This window comes from Rathayibacter rubneri, from assembly GCF_023743255.1.
Lineage (GTDB): Bacteria > Actinomycetota > Actinomycetes > Actinomycetales > Microbacteriaceae > Rathayibacter > Rathayibacter rubneri.
This window is the reverse complement of the sequence record NZ_JAMRYM010000031.1, coordinates 1-20,010: the sequence shown is the minus strand read 5'-3', so window position 1 is coordinate 20,010 and position 20,010 is coordinate 1. Positions and strand designations below refer to the sequence as shown.

Below are 20,010 nucleotides of genomic sequence, written 5' to 3'. Positions count from 1 at the left end.
GGCTCCTTAGAAGAGAGAAGTGGTCAGTCTAGTTCGAGACGAGAGTGCCGAGCCGGGCCCCGCGGATGGCCTTCGCCACGTTGCCGGAGGGCTCCATGCCGAAGACCTGCATCGGCATCCCGTTGTCCATGCAGAGGCTGAAGGCGGTGGAGTCGACGACCTTCAGACCGCGCTGCAGCGCCTCCTGGTAGGTCAGCGCGTCGAGCTTCTTGGCGTCGGGGTTCGTGCGCGGGTCGGCGTCGTACACGCCGTCGACGCCGTTCTTCGCCACGAGCACCACGTCGGCGTGGGTCTCGAGCGCGCGCTGTGCGGCGACGGTGTCGGTCGAGAAGAAGGGCAGACCCGCCCCGGCGCCGAAGATGACGACGCGTCCCTTCTCCATGTGGCGGATGGCGCGGCGGGGGATGTACGGCTCGGCGACCTGGGTCATCGCGATCGCGGACTGGACGCGCGTCTCGGCGCCGGCCTGCTCGAGGAAGTCCTGCAGGGCGAGGGCGTTCATCACCGTGCCCAGCATGCCCATGTAGTCGGCGCGTCCGCGGTCCATGCCGCGCTGCGACAGCTCAGCGCCGCGGAAGAAGTTGCCTCCGCCGACCACGACCGAGATCTCGACCTCGGTCGCCGCGTCGGCGATCTCGCGAGCGAGTGCGCTGATCACATCGGGATTCACCCCGAGGGTCCCGGCTCCGAACGCCTCCCCCGAGAGCTTCAGAAGCACCCTGCGGCGCTTGCCCGTCGTCATCGCATCCGTCTGCGTCATGGACGTGTTTCCTCCCGTGGACCCGTACAAATCTATCCCGCGCGGAGCACGCCCCGCGACCACGCCCGGAGCACTCCCCCCGGGCAGAGCGAAGGGAGTCCGGGTCGACTGAACGACCCGGACTCCCCTGCTGCGTGCTACGCGCCGACCTTGAACCGGGCGAAGCCCGAGACGGTCAGGCCCGCGTCGCCGACGACCTTGCTGACGGACAGCTTGTTGTCCTTGGCGTAGTCCTGGTCGAGCAGCGCGACCTGCTTGAAGTACGCGTTGACGCGACCCTCGATGATCTTCGGGAGGGCGGCCTCGGGCTTGCCCTCGCCGCGCGAGATCTCCTCGACGATGCGGCGCTCGTTGTCGACCTCCGACTGCGGGACGTCGTCGCGCGAGAGGTAGGACGGGTTGGCGAACGAGATGTGCTGCGCGATCGAGCGAGCGGTCTCGGCGTCGTCTCCGGCGTAGCCCACGACCACGCCGACCTGCGGGGGCAGGTCCTTGTTGGTCTTGTGCAGGTAGATGGCGAAGTGCTCGCCCTGCACGGTGGCGACGCGGCGGAGCTCGACCTTCTCGCCGAGGATCGCGGCCTCGTCGTTGATGAGGTCGGCGACGGTCTTCTCTCCGGCGGGCGCCGCGAGGGCCTCCTCGACGGTGGTGGAGCCGGCGGCGACGACGGCGGCGAGCACCGAGTCGGCCAGGGCGATGAACTTCGTGCCCTTGGCGACGAAGTCGGTCTCGCACGCGAGCTCGATCAGGGTGGCGACTCCGCCGTTCTCCGCGGCGGCCACGAGGCCCTCGCTGGTGGAGCGGTCGGCGCGCTTCGCGTTGCCCTTGGCGCCCTTGAGGCGGAGGATCTCGACCGCCTTGTCCAGGTCGCCGTCGGCCTCGACGAGCGCGTTCTTCGTGTCGACCATGCCGGTACCGAGCTGCTCGCGCAGCGTCTTGACGTCAGCGAGGCTGAAATTGGCCATAGTTCTGCGAACTCCTCTGTGGTTCTGGCGTCCGGCCGACCCGGTGGTTCCCGGTCGACTGCGGGACTCCAGTCTGTCTGAAGTGGTGATCGCGGTGGCGATCGGGTGCCTGTCCGAGCGGAGCCGGGCGCCTGCGGTCAGCAGTGCGCCCGGCTCCGGCTCAGGAGGGGTGTCAGGCGGTGGCGGTCTCGTCGGCCGGAGCCTCGGTGGTCGCCTCGTCGGCGGCGGGCGCCTCGGCCGGAGCCTCGTCCGCGGCGGGGGCCTCGGCGTCGGCGACGGCCTCATCGGCGGTGGCGGCCTCGGCGTCGGCGACCTTCTCGGTCTCGGCGCCGGCCTGCGGCTCCTGGCCCTGGAGAAGCTCCTTCTCCCACTCGGCCAGCGGCTCGACGGCGGAGACGTTGCCCTCGGCCTCGGGCTTCTGGTGGCGCTGGATCAGGCCCTCGGCGGCGGCGTCGGCGACGATGCGGGTGAGCAGGCTCACCGAGCGGATCGCGTCGTCGTTGCCCGGGATCGGGTACTGGACCTCGTCCGGGTCGCAGTTCGTGTCGAGGATGCCGATGACCGGGATGCCCAGCTTCTTGGCCTCGTCGATCGCGAGGTGCTCCTTCTTGGTGTCGACGACCCACAGCGCGGAGGGGGTCTTCGACAGGTTGCGGATGCCGCCGAGCGACTTGTGCAGCTTGTCGAGCTCCCGCTTCTTGATGAGGAGCTCCTTCTTGGTGAAGCCGCTCTTGGTGGTGTCGTCGAAGTCGAGCTCCTCGAGCTCCTTCATGCGCGCGAGGCGCTTGGAGACCGTCTGGAAGTTGGTGAGGAGGCCACCGAGCCAGCGCTGGTTCACGTAGGGCTGGCCGACGCGGGTCGCCTGCTCGGCGATCGCGTTCTGGGCCTGCTTCTTCGTGCCGACGAAGAGGATGGTGCCGCCGTGGGCGACCGTCTCCTTGACGAAGTCGTAGGTCTTGTCGATGTAGGCCAGCGACTGCTGCAGGTCGATGATGTAGCTGCCCGAGCGCTCGGTCAGGATGAATCGCTTCATCTTCGGGTTCCAGCGGCGGGTCTGGTGCCCGAAGTGGACGCCGCTGTCGAGCAGCTGGCGCATGGTGACGACTGCCATGAGTCGTTCTCCTTGTCTCGGGGTCCGGGCGCACGACGGCGCCGAACTCCCGTTCGGTTGTCTGCGACGGCCGGTCGGCACGTCGCCCTGGCGCCCGGCGTGCTCCCGCCGCCCCCGCGTGAGCGGAGGTGGACCGAGGGGAGCGGAGGCCGAATGGGCGCGCGTAGTCACCCCGACGAGCGAGGTGCTCCGAGGAGTCTAGCACCGCGGCGGCGGGGTGGTCCGTCGTGCGGAGGTGGTGGTTCGGCGGCTTCTGCTCGCCGGTGCTCGGCCGGCGGATCCGGCTCGGCTCGCGGGATCCGGCTCGGCTCGCAGGAACACGTTCGGCTCGCCGGAACACGGAGTTCCTGCGAGCCGAAGGCGATTCCGCGAGCCGGAGGTCGCGGCGGGGTGAGGTCGCGGCCTAGTTGCGGGCCGACTTCATCACGGTGCGGATGTGGAGGGTGTCCATCTCCTCGAGCGAGCGCCCCTTGGTCTCGGGCACGAACATGAAGACGAAGACGAACGAGATCGCGGCGAACGCGGCGTAGAGGCCATACGCGAGCGTCAGCGAGACGTCCTGCGACAGGATCGGGAACGTCACCGTGATGGCGAAGTTGGCGATCCACTGCGCCGAGGCGGCGAGTCCGAGTGCGGCGGCGCGGATCCGGTTCGGGAAGATCTCGCCGAGCAGGACCCAGACGAGCGGTCCCCAGGTGGCGCCGAAGAAGACGACGAACGCGTTGGCCGAGACCAGCGCGATCGGTCCCCACGCACCGGGCAGCGAGACGTCCTCGCCGTTGATCGTCGACTGGCTGAACGCGATGGCCATGAGCGCGAGCGAGATCGCCATGCCCGCGGAGCCGATGAGCAGCAGCGGCTTCCGGCCGACCTTGTCGACCAGGAAGATCGCGATGAAGGTGACCACGACGTTCACGACGGAGGTGAAGACCGAGATCGCGAAGGAGTTGGACTCGTCGAACCCGACGGCGCTCCAGAGCGACGTGGAGTAGTAGAAGATCACGTTGATGCCGACGAACTGCTGGAACACGGAGAGCAGGATCCCGACCCAGACGACGGGCAGGAGGCCCAGCGCGGGGCCGCGCAGGCTCGAGCGCTTGGCGTTCTCGGCGTCCTCGTCGATGCGCTTCTGGATGTCGGCGAGCGCGTCGTCGACCTCCTCGCGGGGCGTGACGGTCGCGAGGACGCGGCGCGCCTCCTCCGTCTTGCCGCGCGTGGCGAGGAAGCGCGGCGACTCCGGGAGCGTCAGGGCGAGCAGGCCGTAGATCACGGCCGGGACGGCGCAGGCGATGAACATCCAGCGCCAGGCGGCCACGCCGAACCAGTACGGCTCGGAGGCGCCGTTCGCGCCCTCGGCGATGAGGGTGTCCGAGAGGAGGGCGGCGAAGATGCCGAGCGTGATCGCGAGCTGCTGCAGCGAGGCGAGGGCTCCGCGGATCGCCTTGGGGGCGATCTCGGAGATGTAGGTGGGGGCGATCACCGAGGCGATGCCGATGCCGAGGCCTCCGACGACGCGCCAGAGGACGAGGTCCCAGACCGCGAAGGCGGCGCCGGCGCCGATGGAGGAGACGAAGAAGAGGGCGGCGCCGAGCAGCATGACCTTGATGCGGCCCCAGCGGTCGGCCAGGCGCCCCGCGATGTACGCGCCGAGCGCGCAGCCCAGCAGGGCGGAGGCCACGGCGAAGCCGATGAGCGCGGCCGAGAGGTCGAACTCGCCCTGCACGGCCTCGACGGCGCCGTTGACCACGGAGGAGTCGAAGCCGAAGAGGAATCCGCCGACCGCGGCGGCGATGGCCAGGCCGATCACCTTCCTCCGGAGCTTGGCGGCTGAAGGGGCCGGTGTCTCGGATCGTCCGCTGGTCATGATCGTCTCCGCTCTTGCTGCCGGTCGGCGGCGCTGGTGGCGCCCCGTCCCGGATTCACGCGAAGCGACGTTACTCCCGCCTGCGAGTCCGCCTCGACGGGTTGCGCTCGGGGATGATCGGGGAGAGTCCTCCACCGGACGGGTTCGCGAAGCTTCTCCCCCGGTCGCGCCGCTGGTCGGCCGGTGCTGCCCCCGGAGCGCCAAGGTGGCGCGATGTGGACCTCCTCGCTGCTCCGCCCGGGCGTGTTCCTGGCGCTCGCACTGCTCGCCGCTCCCCCGCCTCCGACCCTCCCAGCCGCCTCCGCCGTGCCTGCTCCGGGCTCGCCGTCGTCGCCGGAGTCGGCGCTGTGGTCGTCGCCGGTGGCGGGATTCGAGGTGGTCGAGCCGTGGCGGGCGCCCGCGCACCGCTTCGCGGCGGGGCACCGGGGCATCGACCTGGCGGCGGTGGCGGGGGCCCCGGTCGTGGCGGTGACCGGCGGGACGGTGTCGTTCGTCGGCCGGGTCGTGGACCGCGGGGTGGTGAGCATCGCGCATGCCGACGGCCTCGTGTCGAGCGTGGAGCCGGTCGAGGCGGCCGTGGCGGAGGGAGCCGTGGTCGTGGCCGGTGACGTCATCGGCACCGTCGGTGCGGGAGGGCACTGCGACGGGCGATGCCTGCACCTCGGAGTGCGGGCCGATGGGCAGTACATCTCCCCGATGCGCTTCTACGGCGGGATCCCGCGGGCGGTGCTGCTGCCGCTCGACGGCACCTCAGGCGCGCGGGTGCGCGAGCCGGTAGGCGTCGCGGATGCGCTCGGTCGAGACGTGCGTGTAGATCTGCGTGGTGCCCAGGCTCGCGTGACCGAGCATCTCCTGCACGGTGCGGAGGTCCGCGCCCCCGTCGAGCAGGTGGGTGGCGGCGGAGTGGCGGAGCGTGTGGGGGCCCGAGGGGCCGGAGCCGTGCTCGAGGAGGCGGGTGACGACTGCGTAGACCGTGCGCGGCGTGAGGCGCGCGCCGCGGCGGCCGAGCAGGAGCGCGTTCCGCGACTCCGGTTTCGCGAGCAGCGGCCGGGCCTTCTCGAGGTAGGCGACGAGCGCTTCTTTCGCGGGGACGCCGAAGGGGACGACGCGCTGCTTGGCGCCCTTGCCGGTCACGAGGACGGTGAGCCGCGAGAGGTCGAGGTCGCCGACGTCGATGGCGAGGAGCTCCGAGACGCGGATGCCGGAGGCGTAGAGCAGCTCGATGATCGCCAGATCGCGGAGGGCGACGGGATCGTCCGTGGTGCCGCGCGCCGCGACCACGTCGATCACCTGCTCGGTCTGAGCCTGCGTGAGGACGTGCGGGAGCGGCCGCCCGGCTTTCGGGGTGCGCAGGCGTGCGGCGACATCGGTCGGGATCCGCTCGGTCCGCTGCGCCCACGACGAGAAGGAGCGGACCGCCGCGGTGCGGCGTGCGAGCGTGGCGCGGGCGACTCCGGTCTGCGTCTGGTGCCAGAGCCAGTCGCGCAGGAGCTCGAGGTCGACGTCGGCGAGGGCCGTGACTCCCTTCGTGGCGGCATGCGCTGTCAGGGTGGCGAGATCGCCGCGGTAGCCCTTCGCTGTGGCGGGTGAGAGCGAGCGCTCGTCGAGGACGTAGCGGAGGAAGTCGTCGACGGCGCCGGTGAGGCTCTGCTCACGCACGGGGTCTCACGCCTCGACGGCGGGCATGCGCGACCAGAGGTCGATGCGGCCCTGCTCGTCGAGCTCCTCGAGCCGCTCGAGGAGGTCGGTGCCGAAGCGGGTGGCGATCGGAGCCGTCGCACTCGGCACGAGGGAGGTGGCGATCGTCTCGGGGTGCACGTGGATGAGCGAGAAGCTCTGGGCGCCGTCGATGCCGCGGAGCTCGCGCTCGGGGGCGCCGAGATCCATGGTGTAGCTGGTGGCTCCGGCGACGAAGACGGGCACTCCGGCGAAGGTCGCGGCCGTCGGGTAGTGCAGGTGTCCGCCGAGGATCGCGCGCACATCGCTGCCTCCGACCACCTCCTCGAGGCGCTCCATGCCGCGCAGCTCGAGCACCGTCATGGCACCGAGCGGAGTCGGCAGCGGCGGGTGGTGCAGGGCGAGGACCGTGCCGAGCGGTGCGGGCGTCGCGAGCTCGCGCTCGAGGCTCTCGAGCTGCGCGTCGGTGAGCTCGCCGTGGTGGAAGCCGGGGACCGCGCTGTCGAGCGCGATGAGCCGCAGTCCGTCGAGGTCGACGACCTGGTCGACCGGGGTCTCGCGGTCGTCGGACTCCTGCTCGAGGAGCACCCGGCGGAACGCGGACCGCTCGTCGTGGTTGCCCATGACCCAGACGACCGGGCAGCCGAAGCGCTCGCCGAGCGGATCGACGGCCGCCTTCACTCGACGGTACGCGTCCTCCTCGCCCCGGTCGGCGACGTCTCCCGTGACGACGATCGCGTCGAGCCGGCCGCCGCGCTCCTCGAGCCGCGCGAGCGCCTCGTCGAGTCGCGCGACCGTGTCGACGACTCCGTAGAGAGGAGCGCCCTCGGCGAGGAAGTGCGTGTCGCTGAGGTGCGCGACGACCCGCTCGGCCGCCCGGAAGTGCCCGAGCTGCGGGTGCTCGCCCGTGTTCGCCTCGTCGTTCATGCCGCTCCCCTCACTGACCTGCTGTCAGCGTAGGGCGGACGACCGACAGCGCCGGGCGGCGGGCCGACGGGTCAGAGGGTGACCGCGGTCCACCTCCCGTCGTCGGCCCTGTCCACGTGCGCCTCGACGAGCAGCGCTCCGAGGATCGCGAGGGTGTCGGGGATCGCGAAACCCAGTTCGTGCGCGAGAGCGCCGGTCTCCTGCGGGCCGCGCTCCCGGAGAGCGGCGACGATCCGGGATGCGGGCCCGGGCGCGACGTCTACGGCAGGGCTCTCCCCCGCGCCGAGGAGCTCGAGGACCTCCGGGGCCGTGGTGACGCACGTCGCCGCGAACTCGCGGAAGAGGCGATGGCAGCCGGCAGAGGACGCGCTGGTCACGGGTCCGGGTACCGCGCCGAGCGGACGGCCGAGGGCCGCGGCATGGCCCGCGGAGTTCAGTGAGCCCGAGCGGGCCCCCGCCTCCACGACGACGGTCGCTCCCGCGGACGCTGCGATGAGCCTGTTCCGCTGGAGGAATCTCCATCTCGTGGGAGTCGTTCCCGGCGGCACCTCCGTCACGACCGCGCATCCGGGAGTCGCGATGATGCGGTGCAGCAGCTCCGAGTGGGCGGTCGGGTAGAGCCGATCCGGGCCGCCGGCGAGGAAGGCGACGGTGCGCCCTCCGGAGCCGAGGACCGCACGATGGCCGACGGCGTCGATCCCGAAGGCTCCGCCCGACACGACGAGGACGCCGCGCTCCGCGACTCCCGCGGCCAGCTCGGCGGTGACGTGCTCGCCGTAGCCGGTCGCAGCCCGTGCGCCGACGAGGGCCAGCCGGTGGGAGGGCGCGAAGGCGCCGATGTCACCCCGCGTCCACAGGACGAGTGGCGCATGCGGTCCGAGATCGTTCATCGACTCCGGCCATCCGGGCGAGCCCGGGAGGAGCAGATGAGCGTTGAGCTTCTGCGCGATCTCGACCCGGCGGAGGAGAAGCGCGCGGTCCAGACGCGGCCGCCAGCGATCGAGACCTGCGGCGAGGGCGGTCAGCTCGCCGGGAGTGCAGTCGGAGTCGGCGAGGATCTCGGCGGCGGTTGCCGACGAGACGACGTGCGCGAGCGCCTCCGAGGGCCCGATCGCCTCGATGAGCGTCGCGGCCACGGCGTCCCCCGGCTCGGTCAGACCGCTCCAGGCCGCACGAGCGAGCACCTCGGCCGGGTCGGAGGAGTCGCCCCGGGCCAGCAAGGCGCGTGCGGCGCGGAGCTCGGTGCGGTCGAAGAGGTCGGCGCTCATGACGCACCGCCGCGCAGGACGAGCGCACGACCCAGGTGAGCCGCCGAGGGGCGGTCGACGTCGTCGAGATCGGCGAGCGTCCAGGCCAGGCGGAGGACGCGGTCGTAGCCGCGCATGGTGACGAGCCCGCGCTCGAGCGCCTTGTCGAGGGTGCGGGACTCCGCGGCCGTCGGCCGCTGCTCCGACGCGCGCAGCCAGCTCCCGGAGACCTCGGCGTTCGTCGACCAGGGCGTGCGCCGGAGGCGCTCTGCGGCCAGCGCACGTGCGGCGGTGACCCGGCTCCGCGCCTGCTCCGTCGAGATGCCCTTCTCGTCGCGACGGGCCGCGAGCTGAGCCGCACCGATCCGGCGCACCGTCAGGCGGATGTCGACGCGGTCGAGCAGGGGCCCGCTCAGCCGCGCCAGGTAGCGGCGGCGCAGTGCCGGAGCGCAGGTGCAGGTCTCCCCCGGGATGCCGTGCCGACCACAGGGGCAGGGGTTCGCCGCGAGGACGAGCTGGACGCGCGCGGGGAACTCGGCGACCGCGTTCGCCCGGTGGATGCGGATCACTCCCGACTCGAGCGGCTGCCGGAGTGCGTCGAGGGCGACGGAGCTGAACTCCGGTGCCTCGTCGAGGAAGAGGACGCCGCGGGTCGCGCGCGCGACCGCGCCGGGCCGGATTCGTCCGCTGCCGCCGCCGACGATCGCGGCGGCCGAGGCGGAGTGGTGCGGGCTCTCGAACGGCGGGCGCCGCACAAGGGAACCGTCGGTCGGTGTGCCGACGAGCGAGCGCATGCAGGTCGCCTCGAGGGCGGCGTCATCGTCGAGGTCGGGCAGGATGCCCGGAAGCCTGGACGCGAGCATGGTCTTCCCCGCACCAGGTGGGCCCAGGAGGAACACATGGTGTCCGCCGGCCGCCGCCGTGATCATCGCTTCCGCGGCCTCCTCGTTGCCGATCACGTCGGCGAAGTCCAGGCGCGCCTCCGGCTCGACCGGGACGGTCAGCGGTGTCGCGGGCTCCGGCAGCACCGGCACCTCCCACTCCGCTCCGTGCCACACCGCGGCAGCCGCGAGCGAGGACACGGCGATGATCTCGACCCCGTCGATCAGCTCCGCCTCTGCTCGGTCCTCGAGCGGCACCATGACGCGTCGACGACCTGCCCGGGCAGCGGCGAGCACCGCGGGCAGCACGCCGGGCACCGAGCGCAGCCTTCCGTCGAGACCGAGCTCGCCGACATGGACCACGGCCGCCACGGACTCGCCGTTCACCTCCCCCAGCGCCGCCAGCGCGGCGAGTCCGATCGCGAGATCAAAGGAGGACCCGTGCTTCGGCATCGCCGCCGGCGAGAGGTTCACCGTGATCTTGTACTCCGAGATCACGCTCCCCGAGTTGATCGCCGCCGACCGCACCCGCTCCTTCGCCTGCGACAGCGCCGCATCCGGGAGCCCGATGATCCCGATGCCGGGAGTGCCGTCGGAGGAGTGCGCCTCCACCCCGACCACCGCACCCCTGAACCCGACCAAGCCCACCGCGGACGTGCGGCCCATGCCCATCACGCCACCGCCCGGAAGTGCCGCACCTGCACCGGCACCCCGTCCGGCGCGATGATGCCCACCGCATCGATCCGCAGATGCCGCGACCGCTGATCGTGCTCCCGCGCCCACGCATACGCCAACCGCCGTAACCGCTGCGCCTTCGCCCGCGTGATCGCCTCGATCGGCATCCCGAACCGCGCCGACGACCGCGTCTTCACCTCCACGACCACCAGCGCCACGCCCTCGCGCGCCACGATGTCCAGCTCGCCCCCCCGCACCCGCCAGTTCCGGTCCAGGACCTCGAAGCCCTTCGCCCTCAGATGCTCAGCAGCGATCTCCTCGCCCCGCCGCCCCAACTCGTCCTTGTCCATGAAGACCTCCCGCACGAACCCTCACCGAGAACGCACGAACAGGAGGCCCGGACGGAGAGAACCGGGGACAGACGGACGGAAGAGACCCTGTGAGGGCCCCCCTCACACCACCCGAGTGATCCGCAGTGCCAGCGCCCGCCCCTCCGGCAACTCGACGGCCGCGTCGGCGTACGCGTCGTTCCGCAGCACCTCCGTCAGCGCGAAGCGCCGGCCCACCGGCGTCACGGTCATGCCCCAGGTGTCGAGCACGTCGACCTCGAAGACGTCGCCCTCCTCGAGCCGCTCCCCCACGTTCCCCTGCGGCAGCCGGAAGCTCCACGACGCGGGCGACGACGGCCCCAGGTACTGCACGTACTGCACCCGCGGCACTCCGGCGACGTAGCCCGGGTCGTCCCACCGGTCGATCGGATCCAGCCCGGGTACGACCAGCGAATCGAGCACCTCGCGGAGGAACCCGAGGCGGGCCGAGCTCGTGCCCCGCAGCTCCCCGCCCTCCACGATGTGGAGGCTGCCGCTCTCGGTGAGGAAGCTCTCGCCGTGCGACGCGTAGCAGCCGGCGACGGTCGCGACCCAGAAGCGGTGCACGAGCTCCTCGCCGGACAGGTGGCCCCAGCGGTCCTGGATGTCGCCCTCGTACTTGATCTCGTCGAGGACGATCGGCTTGGGGTACGCGTCGCGGTAGAGCGAGGCGCGGCCGAACTGCTCCGTCGCCGCGCCGTTCTGGATCGACGCGTGGGTGACCCAGGGCTGGTTGTGGTCGTAGAACTCCATCCACTGGTGGATCGAGCGGAGGCGCTGGTGCGGGTCGATGGCGGCCAGCAGCTCGCCGAGACGGGTCCAGCGCTCGACGGGCCGCGGAAGGATGTCGAACTCGTTGCAGAGCGACCACCAGACGTTCGAGTACGCGGAGAGGCGGGCGACGAGGTAGCGCAGGTAGGCCGCGTCCTCCTCCTCGTTCAGACCGTCGAGGCCGAAGGCGCCGCCGTCGTAGGAGTTGAAGATCAGGACGTCGGCCTGGATCCCGTGCTCGGCGAGCGTCACGACGGCGTCGTCCAGGCGCTGGAAGAAGGCGACGACGGGGCGGGAGACGTCCCACCGTCCGTCCTCGCCGCGCTCGAAGGGCAGCAGCTCGGGCACGTGCTCCACGTGACCGCCCGCCTGCGGGAACACGAGGAAGCGCAGCTTCGTGAATCCGGCGTCGGCGATCGCGGTGACCGTCGACGCGACCAGCTCGTCGGCCTGGTGCAGCCAGTTGTAGACGGTCGCCCCGACCGGGCGGAACGGCGTGCCGTCGGCGTGGGCGAAGTGGTACGTCGCGACCACGCCCACGGCGCCGGGCGTCTCGCGCGGGTCGACCGAGAACGATCCCGACGCGCCGTCCAGTTCGCCGGTGCCGCTGCGGCTCGTCCAGGACCACGGACCCTCGAGCGACGGGCTGAAGCGCACCCGGTAGACGTCGTCGCCGTCCCAGAAGCCCGGCACCTCGACCGAGGCGTCGGCGTGCCGGAACAGCACCGTCACCGGGGTGCGATCAGCCGGCGGCACTTCGGCGGGACCGCGGAGCTCGAGCTCGACGACGCCTCCGACCGCGGTCATCGGCCGCCCTCGAGCACGCCGTCCACGCGGCGGGGGACGCCGAGCGGGTTCGACTCGCGGAGCTCCTCGGGCAGCAGCTGCTCGGGCGCGTCCTGGAACGCGATCGGGCGCTGGAATCGGCGGATGCTCGTGGCGCCGACGGAGGTGAAGAGAGAGGTCGTGGCCGGCCAGGGGCCGCCGTGGTGCTGCGACCAGGTGACGGCGACGCCGGTCGGCCAGCCGTCGAACAGCACGCGGCCGACGCGCTCGGCGAGCACGGCGACGAGTGCGGCGACGTCCTCCCCCGGCTCCGCGTGCACGGTGCCGGTGAGCGAGCCCTCGAAACCGGCCAGCGCCGCGACCGCCTCCTCGAGGTCGGAGTAGGTGACGAGCAGCGTCACGGGGCCGAAGAGCTCCTCGCGCAGGAGCGGCTCGGCGAGCAGGACCTCGAGGGGCACGCGGAGGAGGCCCGGAGTCACGCCCTCGGGGCCGGCGGTCGCCTCGGTCAGCACCTCGACGCCCGGGAGCGAGGCGAGCGAGGCCCAGCCGCCCGCGAACGCGTCGGCGATCGACGGAGTGAGCAGCTCGGCGGCCGCGGTCCCGGCCACGGCCGACGCGGCGGCACCGGGGATCGCGCTCCCCTCGGGTACCAGCACGATGCCGGGCTTCGTGCAGAACTGGCCGGCGCCGAGGGTGAACGACGCCGCGAGTCCGCGCGCCAGCTCGGCGGCCCGGGCCTCGCTCGCTCCCGGAGTGACGACGACCGGGTTCACGCTGCCGAGCTCGCCGTAGAACGGGATCGGGTCGGGCCTGCCGGTCGCGATGTCGAACAGGGCGCGACCGCCGGCGACCGAGCCGGTGAAGGACGCGGCCCGGACGGCCGGATGCGCGACCAAGGCCGTGCCCGCCTCGCGTCCCTCCACCAGGGCGAACACGCCGTCGGGCGCGCCCGCCTCGCGCAGGGCGTCGGTGACGACCTCGGCCGTGCGCCGGGAGAGCTCGCGGTGCCCGCTGTGGGCCTTGACGACGACGGGGCAGCCGGCCGCCAGCGCGGCGGCCGTGTCGCCGCCGGCGACGGAGAACGCGAACGGGAAGTTCGAGGCGGCGAAGTTGGCGACGGGACCCAGCGGCACGAGGATGCGGCGCAGATCCGGGCGCGGCGGCACCGCCTCCGGGGCGGCGTGGTCGATCACGGCCTCGCGGAACGAGCCCTCGCGGACCACCGCGGCGAACAGGCGCAGCTGCCCCGTCGTGCGGGCGACCTCGCCCACGAGGCGGGCCGGAGCGAGGTGGGTCTCGTCGTGCGCGATCGCGACGAGCTCGTCGCGGGCGGCGTCGAGCGCGTCGGCCACCGCCTCGAGCCAGCCCGCGCGGTCGGTGTCGGGGGTCGAGCGCAGGATGCGGGCGGCCGAGGAGGAGCGGTCGAGGACGGCGTCGAGCGCGGTCGTCTCGGTGAGGGTCACGGGATCTCCAGGAGGTCGAGGTGAGGGGCGGTGAGGTCGAGGCCGAGGCCGAGGGACGTGCCGACGGTCGCCGTGGCACCGTCGATCCGCACCGGGGAGGGGAATGCGAGGACGCCGAGGGCGTCGAAGCCGGCGTCCTCCACGTCCTCGACCCAGGTCGGCTGCTCGCGCGCGACGGCGAGCTGCGCCGAGAGGTCGGGCAGGAGGTGCGGGGCGACGACGACGCCGCGCTCGTCCGCCAGGGCGGCGATCGCGAGGAACGGCGTGATGCCGCCCACGCGGATGACGTTGGGCTGCACGACTCCGGCGTACCCGTCGTCCATCGCCTCGCGGAAGCGGTGGACCGTGTGCAGGTTCTCGCCGAGGGCGATGCGCACGTCGATCCGCTCGGCGAGTCGGCGGTAGCCGGCGGTGTCGTCGGCGCGCAGGGGCTCCTCGATCCAGTCGAGGTCGAAGCGCGCCAGCTCCCCGACGGCGCGCGCCGCCTGGTCGACGTCCCAGCGCTGGTTGGCGTCGATCATCAGCACGCGGTCGGGTCCGAGCAGTTCGCGGACGACTCCGACCCGCGCGACGTCCTCGCCGAGGTCCGGTCGTCCGACCTTGATCTTGACGGCGTCGAGGCCGCGGTCGAGCCAGCGCCGGACCTGCTCGGCGAGCTCGTCCTCGCTGTAGTGCAGGTTGACCCCCGAGCCGTAGACGGGCAGCCGCTCCTGCCTGCGACCGAGCAGGTCGGGCAGGCCGAGACCCCGCGAGCGCGCCCGCAGATCCCAGAGTGCCAGGTCGAGCCCCGCCATCGCGATGGTCGTGATCCCTCCCCCGCCCGCCTCGTGCAGGTGCTCCCACAGCCGGGGCCAGAGCAGCTCGGGATCCGCCTCGCGCCCGAGCGCGAACCGGCGGACGTCATCGCGCAGCAGCGCCGCGACGGCGCTCGCCCCGATGGTCGGCGTCCAGGAGAATCCGGAGCCGGAGCAGCCGTCCGAGTCGCGGACGTCGACCCGCACGAGGTGCAGGTCGGGCGCCGACGGCACCCAGGGCCGCGGCATGCGGGCCGAGAGCGACCGGACGCTGATCGCCTCGATCGTGCTCATGCGGCGACGAGCTCCTCGCCCGCGCGCAGGAGGCCCGCGAGTCGCTCCAAGTGCTCGGCTCCCGGGTCCGTCAGCGGGGACCGCACTCCGCCGACGTCGTCGCCGGAGAGGCGGAGGCCGGCCTTGATCAGCGAGACGGCGTACCCCGGAGTCGTGTCGCGGAGGTGGATGAGCGGATGGAAGAAGCCGACCAGCAGGCGGTCGCAGGCGGCCTGGTCGCCCGCCGTGTACGCGCGGTAGAACGCGGTCGCGATCGCCGGGGCCATCGCGAAGACGGCGGAGGAGTAGAGGGGCACGCCCAGCGCGCGGTACGCGACCTGGCTCGCCTCGGCGGTGAGGAGCCCGTTGAAGAACTGCAGGTCGTCGCGGACGCTCCGAGCGGCGAGCACGATCTCCTGCGCGAGGGCGACGTCGCCCACGCCGTCCTTGAACCCGGCGATGGTCGGGTGCTCGGCCACGAGCCTCCGCACGGTCTCGGCCGAGAACTGCGCGGTGCCGCGGTGGTACACGACGACCGGCAGCCCTGAGGCGTCGGCGACCCGGCCGACGTAGCGGGCGAGTCCGTCCTGCGAGGAGCCGACGAGGTACGGCGGCAGGAGGAGGACGCCGTCGACACCGACCCCCTCCAGTTCCCGCACCGAGGCGACGGCCTGGCCGATCGGCCCGCCCACGCCGGCGAGCACCGGCACGCGTCCGCCCACGACCTCGACCGCGGTGCGGGAGACGGCCAGCGACTCCTGGGGGGACAGCGCGTGGAACTCGCCCGTGCCGCAGGCGGCGAACACGCCGCCGGGACCGTGCTCGAGACCGGCGGCGAGGACCTGCCCCGTCACCTCGAGGTCGACGTCCCCGCCTGCGTCGAAGGCGGTGACGGGGAAGTACAGGGGTCCGTCGTGGAAGGCGAGGGTCATGAGGCGGTCCTTTGCGAGAGGGCGGGTTCCTGGGCAGCGACGGCATCCGGGGGCAGGAGGGAGGCGAGGGCGGCCGGATCGAGCTCGGTCCGCCACGAGCGCCGGGCCACCCATCCGGTGTCGCGCTCGGCGGCCGAGCTGTCGAACGCGGGCAGCGTGCCCACGAGGTGCCGGGCCGCGGAGGCGGTGCCCGGCAGATGCTCCGGCAGCAGCTCGGCGAGCGGGCGGGTGGCGAACGCGTCCTGGGCGCCGACGAAGTAGCAGGCACCACTCGGGGCCGAATCGGCGGCGAGCCAGCGCTCGACGAACTCCCCCGCGTCCCGTGCGTCGACGTAGTTGAACAGCGAGACGGAGGCCAGCGCCGGGTCGCGCAGGCGATCGAGGATCGAGTGCCCCTGCTGGGTGGTCGCCCCCGCCCACTCCTCGGGCGCGATCACGAAGCACGGCCGGAAGGACGCGAAGCGGACCCCGGCGGTCGACCGCGCGAACATGGCGGTCATCTCCTCCACGCAGACCTTCGACAGCGAGTAGGCGTGCGCAGGGGCGACGGGGATGCGCTCGTCCAGCGGCAGCCGCTCGGGCACCCAGTCGCGCGCTCCGTACCCGAGGACGGTCGGGCTCGAGGCGACCAGCACGCGCGTGGCACCGGCGGCGACGGCGGCCTCGACGACCGAGAAGGCCATGACCGTGTTCGTCGTGAAGATCCGGTGCTCGGGAGCGCTGAACGGCACGGCGATCGCGGCGAGGTGGACGACCGCGTCCGGAGCGATCCCGGCGAGGACCGAGCGTGCGGCGGCCGCGTCGGTCAGATCGACGGCCACCGCCCCCGGTCCTTCCGGCCGCTCGCGATCCAGTGGACGGACGTCGTGGCCCGCGTCCCGCAGGACCTCCACGACGCTGCGGCCGAGCCGGCCGGACGCTCCTGTCACAGCGATGCGCATACTCCGCCTCCCGTTGCACCGGCGATGTCGTCGACAAGTCAGAAACCGGTTTCTCGCTCACCGTAGCGGTCGGATATCCTCGCGGCAAGGGATCCGCCACAATGGGACCCCGCAGGCCAGGAGGACCCGGATGAGCACACCAGACCAGCCGCGACCGGCGCGGATCGCGGAGGTGGCCGCCGCCGCAGGCGTCTCCCGCGCCACGGTCTCGCGCGTGATGAACGGCCTCGCCACCGTCGATCCGGCCATCGCCGAGCGGGTCCGCTCGGCAGCTGCCTCGCTCGACTACCGGCCCAGCGAGATCGCCCGCAACCTCTCCCTCGGGCGCACGCACACCGTGGCCGTCGTCGTGCCCGACCTCGGAAACCCGATGTTCCAGGCCATCCTGCGAGGGGTGACCCGCGCCGCCGCGGAGGACGGCTACCGGGTGCTCGTCGGGGACACGCAGGAGACCGCCCAGGCCGAGCCGGACGCGGCGGTCCAGGCGAGGCGCCGCTGCGACGCGCTGATCCTCTGCGCCCCGCGCATGAGCGACGAGCGCCTCGCCCGCATCGTCGGCGAGACCGCGCCGGTGGCCCTGATCAACCGCATCGTGGCGCAGGACGCAGTGCCGCAGGTGGCGATGAACTACGCCCAGGCGGTGAACCTCGTCGTCGACCACCTGGTCGATCTCGGCCACCGCCACCTCGTGTACCTCGGCGGCCCGGTCACGAGCGCGTCGAACCGGCTCCGCATCGCCGGCCTCGACGCGGCCCAGGCGCGTCTCCCCGGTCTGACGATCGACCGGCGCACCGTGGGATCGAGCCTGGACGACGGCTTCTCGAGCGCCGAGGCGGTCCTGGAGACCGGAGCGACCGGCGTGCTCGCCTTCAACGACCTGACCGCGCTCGGACTCCTCTCACGACTGCGCGAGCTGGGGGTCGACGTGCCCGGCCGTCTCTCGGTGGTCGGCGTCGACGACATCCCCTACGCGCGGTTCAGCGAGCCGACGCTGACCACCGTCTCGGTTCCGCAGGACGACCTCGGGGTCGACGCGTGGCGGCGCCTCCGACTCGCCATCGACGGGCGGGCGGTCCCCGGTCCGCTCTGGCTCGAGGGAGCCCTCCGCCAGCGCGAGAGCTCCGGCCCCGCGCCGCGGTGAGCGGTCAGCCGGCGACCGCCTCCCCGTGCTCGGCGAGCTTCGCGAAGAGGTCCTCGAGCAGGTAGCGGACGTCGATCCGCTCGACGACCGACACCTGCGACCCCGCCGTCGCCGTCTCCCAGTGCCCGGTCGCGGTGAAGCGGACGGGCGCCTGCCGGCGGAACACCGCGCACCACGGGTCCAGCATCAGCGCGATCGCCGGGGAGTCGCCGAGCGAGCGCGACTCGACCGGCACGCGGTGGTGCTCGCGGTTGAAGTCGGCGACGGTCTGCACGAGGTACCGGCCCAGCGCGCCGTGAGGCTCCACCCTGCGGCGCAGCTCGGCGTAGCCCACGCTCACCAGCCGGTAGACGTCCGACGGCACCTGCTGGAGCGTGATCCCGGAGCCGAAGACGACGTTGGCGGCCGCGATGTCGTTCCGCAGGTTGAACTCGGGCCAGGTGCCGCGCCACTCGACGTCGCCGTAGGGCGGGCCGCCGATCCAGATCACGGTGGTGTCGGTCGCGGCGAGGTCCGGAGCGAGCAGGAGAGCGCTCGCGACATCGGTCAGCGGCCCGAGGACCGCGATGAACAGCGGCCCGGCGTCGGCACGACGCGCCTCCTCGATGATCAGGCGGGCGCCCGGGCTGTCCTGCGGCTCGGCCTCGCCGACCAGCGCGCAGGCCGCTCCGTTCGCGATCGGCACCGTGCCGGTGCGTCCCATCAGCTCGAGGAGGCGGTCGAGCTCCTCGCGCGAGTCGAGCATCGACCGAGTCGACCGGGAGTCGCCGAAGTGGGAGGGCACGACGGCACGGACGTCGAGGGACGGCGAGAGCAGGGCGTGCACGACGGCGAACTGGTCGTCGGCCTCGTTCGCGACGTCCGACACCACGATGACGCGGCGGGTGCGGGGGTCGTCGACGATCACCGCGGCACCTCCCCGTCGCGGTCCATCGCCAGGGCGGCGAGGGCCAGCGGACCCGCCATCACGACGACCAGCAGCGGCACGACGGCGATCACGGCGCCGGCGGACGCGACGGCCAGGATCAGGACGAGCGTCCCACCGGCGTCGGCGGACATCCGGCGCCACGCGAGCGCAAGAGTGCGGCGTGCCGGCACGTCGTCGCGCCAGGCCCCCGCGACCCGCAGCGCCACGGCCCCCGCGGTCGCCGCGAGGACGATCGGGACGACCGCGGCGGCCGTCGGGTCGGCGCCGAGGAACGGCAGCACGAGGACGTCGAGCACGAGCAGTGCCGTGACGAGGGTCGGCAGCAGCAGCTGCGCGACCGGGTGCCGGAGGCGCCGGCCGAACGCCCGCAGGACGGAGCCGACGCTCACGTGCCCGTCCGCCGCCCGCGCCTCCCGGAGAGCCTGCACTCCGGCCCCGAGGGCGGCGAAGCCGGTGACGACGGGCAGCGACAGCGCGAAGACGAGGACTCCGGTGTAGAGCACGTCCGCGAACGCGTGGAAGGTGTCGGAGTGGGGATCGAGGCCGCTGCGGCGCCGGACCGGGGCCGGAGCGCGGTCGTCGACCCGGGTCGCGCTCATCCCTTCAGTCCCGACGTCGCGACCCCGTCGACGAGGTAGCGCTGGAAGAGCGCGAAGAAGATGACCACGGGCAGGATCGCCAGCACGCTCATCGCGAACATCGGGCCGAAGGCCGACGCGCTCGTCTGGTCGACGAAGAGCCGCAGGCCCATCTGCAGCGTGAACGACTCCGGCCTGTTCAAGTAGATGAGCTGCGGGAAGAAGTCGTCCCAGCTCCAGATGAACGAGAAGATCGTCGTCGTGATGAGCGCCGGCCGCATCAGCGGCAGGATGATCGACCAGAACGAGCGGTACGGCCCCGCCCCGTCGATGAACGCCGCCTCGTCGAGCTCCCGCGGGATGCCCCGGATGAACTGCACCATCAGGAAGACGAAGAACGCCTCCGTCGCCAGGAACTTGGGCAGCACGAGCGGCAGGAACGTCCCGACCATCCCGAGCTCGTTGAAGATGATGAACTGCGGGATCAGGACCACGTGCATCGGCAGCATGATCGTGGAGATCATGAAGGCGAACAGCAGCCCGCGTCCGCGGAATCTCAGCCGCGCGAAGGCGTAGGCCGCCAGGGCGCAGCTGACCACGTTCCCGATGACCGACAGCGCCGAGATCGTGAGCGAGTTGCCGAGCAGCTGGGCGAGGCTCAGCCCCGCCACCCCCTGCACGGCGATCTCGAAGTTCTCGAGCGTGAACTGCCGCGGGATCGGTGTGGGATTCGTGAGGATCTCGGTACCGGGCTTGAACGCCGACCCGAGGAGCCACAGCACCGGGTACAGCAGCACCGCGAGCAGGGCGAACGAGAAGACGTGCCAGGCGACCGAGGCGAGCCGCGCCTTCAGGAGCCGGGGGCGGTTCAGCAGCAGCGCCACCGCGAGGGCGAGGCCCAGCTTCAGCGGGACCGCGACCAGGACGT

At 72.5% G+C, this 20,010-nt stretch carries 18 protein-coding genes and 1 pseudogene; 2 read left to right on the top strand and 17 right to left on the bottom strand.

Annotation, left to right across the window (positions count from 1 at the left end):
* Positions 1-28 precede the first annotated feature (28 nt).
* From pyrH to NB037_RS09085, 4 genes are all read right to left on the bottom strand, one after another.
* A complete protein-coding gene (pyrH, locus tag NB037_RS09100; protein WP_251945334.1) occupies positions 29-742 on the bottom strand; it encodes a UMP kinase in 714 nt (237 codons plus the stop codon).
* Between the two features lie 155 nt (positions 743-897).
* On the bottom strand, positions 898-1,725 hold the full coding sequence (gene tsf, locus NB037_RS09095; RefSeq protein WP_251945299.1) for a translation elongation factor Ts: 828 nt from the start codon (positions 1,723-1,725) through the stop codon (positions 898-900).
* A 172-nt stretch (positions 1,726-1,897) separates the two neighbouring features.
* Entirely contained in the window at positions 1,898-2,836 is a 939-nt protein-coding gene (rpsB, locus tag NB037_RS09090) for a 30S ribosomal protein S2 (protein WP_251945297.1), read from the bottom strand.
* 403 nt (positions 2,837-3,239) lie between these two features.
* Positions 3,240-4,700: a sugar porter family MFS transporter gene (locus NB037_RS09085; RefSeq protein ID WP_251945295.1), complete on the bottom strand. Its 1,461-nt coding sequence runs from the start codon at positions 4,698-4,700 to the stop codon at positions 3,240-3,242.
* A 213-nt stretch (positions 4,701-4,913) separates the two neighbouring features.
* On the opposite strand from NB037_RS09085, the pseudogene NB037_RS09080 reads away from it, so the two are divergent.
* A pseudogene (locus NB037_RS09080) lies at positions 4,914-5,384 on the top strand (peptidoglycan DD-metalloendopeptidase family protein); the annotation flags it as partial.
* Positions 5,385-5,450: 66 nt separating this feature from the next.
* On the opposite strand, the gene NB037_RS09075 reads toward NB037_RS09080, so the two are convergent.
* The 10 genes from NB037_RS09075 to NB037_RS09030 all read right to left on the bottom strand — a co-directional run bounded on the left by NB037_RS09075 (position 5,451) and on the right by NB037_RS09030 (position 16,435).
* Positions 5,451-6,359 carry a tyrosine recombinase XerC gene (locus tag NB037_RS09075; RefSeq protein ID WP_251945293.1) on the bottom strand — a complete coding sequence of 303 codons (909 nt, stop codon included), beginning with the start codon at positions 6,357-6,359 and terminating at the stop codon, positions 5,451-5,453.
* Positions 6,360-6,365: 6 nt separating this feature from the next.
* Positions 6,366-7,304, bottom strand: coding sequence for a phosphodiesterase (locus tag NB037_RS09070; RefSeq protein ID WP_251945291.1), 939 nt, complete (start codon positions 7,302-7,304; stop codon positions 6,366-6,368).
* 71 nt (positions 7,305-7,375) lie between these two features.
* The gene (gene dprA / locus NB037_RS09065; protein WP_251945289.1) at positions 7,376-8,572 is read right to left on the bottom strand and encodes a DNA-processing protein DprA; all 1,197 of its coding nucleotides are present in this window, start codon (positions 8,570-8,572) and stop codon (positions 7,376-7,378) included.
* Entirely contained in the window at positions 8,569-10,104 is a 1,536-nt protein-coding gene (locus tag NB037_RS09060; RefSeq protein WP_251945287.1) for a YifB family Mg chelatase-like AAA ATPase, read from the bottom strand. Before NB037_RS09060 ends, dprA begins: the two co-directional genes overlap by 4 nt.
* Positions 10,104-10,457 (bottom strand): YraN family protein, encoded by a 354-nt coding sequence (locus tag NB037_RS09055; protein WP_251945285.1) that lies wholly within the window; start codon positions 10,455-10,457, stop codon positions 10,104-10,106. Before NB037_RS09055 ends, NB037_RS09060 begins: the two co-directional genes overlap by 1 nt.
* A gap of 102 nt (positions 10,458-10,559) precedes the next feature.
* The gene (locus NB037_RS09050; protein WP_251945283.1) at positions 10,560-12,053 is read right to left on the bottom strand and encodes an apiosidase-like domain-containing protein; all 1,494 of its coding nucleotides are present in this window, start codon (positions 12,051-12,053) and stop codon (positions 10,560-10,562) included.
* Positions 12,050-13,495, bottom strand: a complete 1,446-nt coding sequence (locus tag NB037_RS09045) for an aldehyde dehydrogenase (NADP(+)) (protein WP_251945281.1) — start codon at positions 13,493-13,495, stop codon at positions 12,050-12,052. Before NB037_RS09045 ends, NB037_RS09050 begins: the two co-directional genes overlap by 4 nt.
* The gene (locus NB037_RS09040) at positions 13,492-14,583 is read right to left on the bottom strand and encodes a mandelate racemase/muconate lactonizing enzyme family protein (protein ID WP_251945279.1); all 1,092 of its coding nucleotides are present in this window, start codon (positions 14,581-14,583) and stop codon (positions 13,492-13,494) included. The genes NB037_RS09045 and NB037_RS09040 overlap by 4 nt, the downstream gene beginning before the upstream one ends.
* Entirely contained in the window at positions 14,580-15,494 is a 915-nt protein-coding gene (locus NB037_RS09035; RefSeq protein ID WP_251945278.1) for a 5-dehydro-4-deoxyglucarate dehydratase, read from the bottom strand. The genes NB037_RS09040 and NB037_RS09035 overlap by 4 nt, the downstream gene beginning before the upstream one ends.
* A complete protein-coding gene (locus NB037_RS09030; protein WP_251945276.1) occupies positions 15,491-16,435 on the bottom strand; it encodes an NAD-dependent epimerase/dehydratase family protein in 945 nt (314 codons plus the stop codon). The genes NB037_RS09035 and NB037_RS09030 overlap by 4 nt, the downstream gene beginning before the upstream one ends.
* A gap of 130 nt (positions 16,436-16,565) precedes the next feature.
* Here NB037_RS09030 and NB037_RS09025 point away from each other — a divergent pair, with 130 nt between their 5' ends.
* Complete coding sequence (locus tag NB037_RS09025) at positions 16,566-17,576, top strand: LacI family DNA-binding transcriptional regulator (RefSeq protein WP_251945274.1); 1,011 nt, start codon at positions 16,566-16,568, stop codon at positions 17,574-17,576.
* Positions 17,577-17,580: 4 nt separating this feature from the next.
* On the opposite strand, the gene NB037_RS09020 is transcribed toward NB037_RS09025, so the two are convergent.
* The 3 genes from NB037_RS09020 to NB037_RS09010 all read right to left on the bottom strand — a co-directional run.
* Entirely contained in the window at positions 17,581-18,483 is a 903-nt protein-coding gene (locus tag NB037_RS09020; protein WP_251945272.1) for a nucleoside hydrolase, read from the bottom strand.
* Positions 18,480-19,103: a hypothetical protein gene (locus NB037_RS09015; RefSeq protein ID WP_251945270.1), complete on the bottom strand. Its 624-nt coding sequence runs from the start codon at positions 19,101-19,103 to the stop codon at positions 18,480-18,482. The genes NB037_RS09020 and NB037_RS09015 overlap by 4 nt, the downstream gene beginning before the upstream one ends.
* The coding region (locus NB037_RS09010; RefSeq protein WP_308202066.1) for a carbohydrate ABC transporter permease at positions 19,100-20,010 on the bottom strand (911 nt) is incomplete at its 5' end. The genes NB037_RS09010 and NB037_RS09015, both read right to left, overlap by 4 nt.

Bases quoted from the DNA above. Each gene is read 5' to 3' on its own strand.
- NB037_RS09030 (WP_251945276.1), bottom strand. From the start codon at position 16,435: ATGCGCATCGCTGTGACAGGAGCGTCCGGCCGGCTCGGCCGCAGCGTC.
- NB037_RS09015 (WP_251945270.1), bottom strand. From the start codon at position 19,103: ATGAGCGCGACCCGGGTCGACGACCGCGCTCCGGCCCCGGTCCGGCGC.
- pyrH (WP_251945334.1), bottom strand. From the start codon at position 742: ATGACGACGGGCAAGCGCCGCAGGGTGCTTCTGAAGCTCTCGGGGGAG.
- NB037_RS09050 (WP_251945283.1), bottom strand. From the start codon at position 12,053: ATGACCGCGGTCGGAGGCGTCGTCGAGCTCGAGCTCCGCGGTCCCGCC.
- NB037_RS09085 (WP_251945295.1), bottom strand. From the start codon at position 4,700: ATGACCAGCGGACGATCCGAGACACCGGCCCCTTCAGCCGCCAAGCTC.
- NB037_RS09060 (WP_251945287.1), bottom strand. From the start codon at position 10,104: ATGGGCATGGGCCGCACGTCCGCGGTGGGCTTGGTCGGGTTCAGGGGT.
- tsf (WP_251945299.1), bottom strand. From the start codon at position 1,725: ATGGCCAATTTCAGCCTCGCTGACGTCAAGACGCTGCGCGAGCAGCTC.
- rpsB (WP_251945297.1), bottom strand. From the start codon at position 2,836: ATGGCAGTCGTCACCATGCGCCAGCTGCTCGACAGCGGCGTCCACTTC.
- dprA (WP_251945289.1), bottom strand. From the start codon at position 8,572: ATGAGCGCCGACCTCTTCGACCGCACCGAGCTCCGCGCCGCACGCGCC.
- NB037_RS09055 (WP_251945285.1), bottom strand. From the start codon at position 10,457: ATGGACAAGGACGAGTTGGGGCGGCGGGGCGAGGAGATCGCTGCTGAG.
- NB037_RS09070 (WP_251945291.1), bottom strand. From the start codon at position 7,304: ATGAACGACGAGGCGAACACGGGCGAGCACCCGCAGCTCGGGCACTTC.
- NB037_RS09035 (WP_251945278.1), bottom strand. From the start codon at position 15,494: ATGACCCTCGCCTTCCACGACGGACCCCTGTACTTCCCCGTCACCGCC.
- NB037_RS09025 (WP_251945274.1), top strand. From the start codon at position 16,566: ATGAGCACACCAGACCAGCCGCGACCGGCGCGGATCGCGGAGGTGGCC.
- NB037_RS09040 (WP_251945279.1), bottom strand. From the start codon at position 14,583: ATGAGCACGATCGAGGCGATCAGCGTCCGGTCGCTCTCGGCCCGCATG.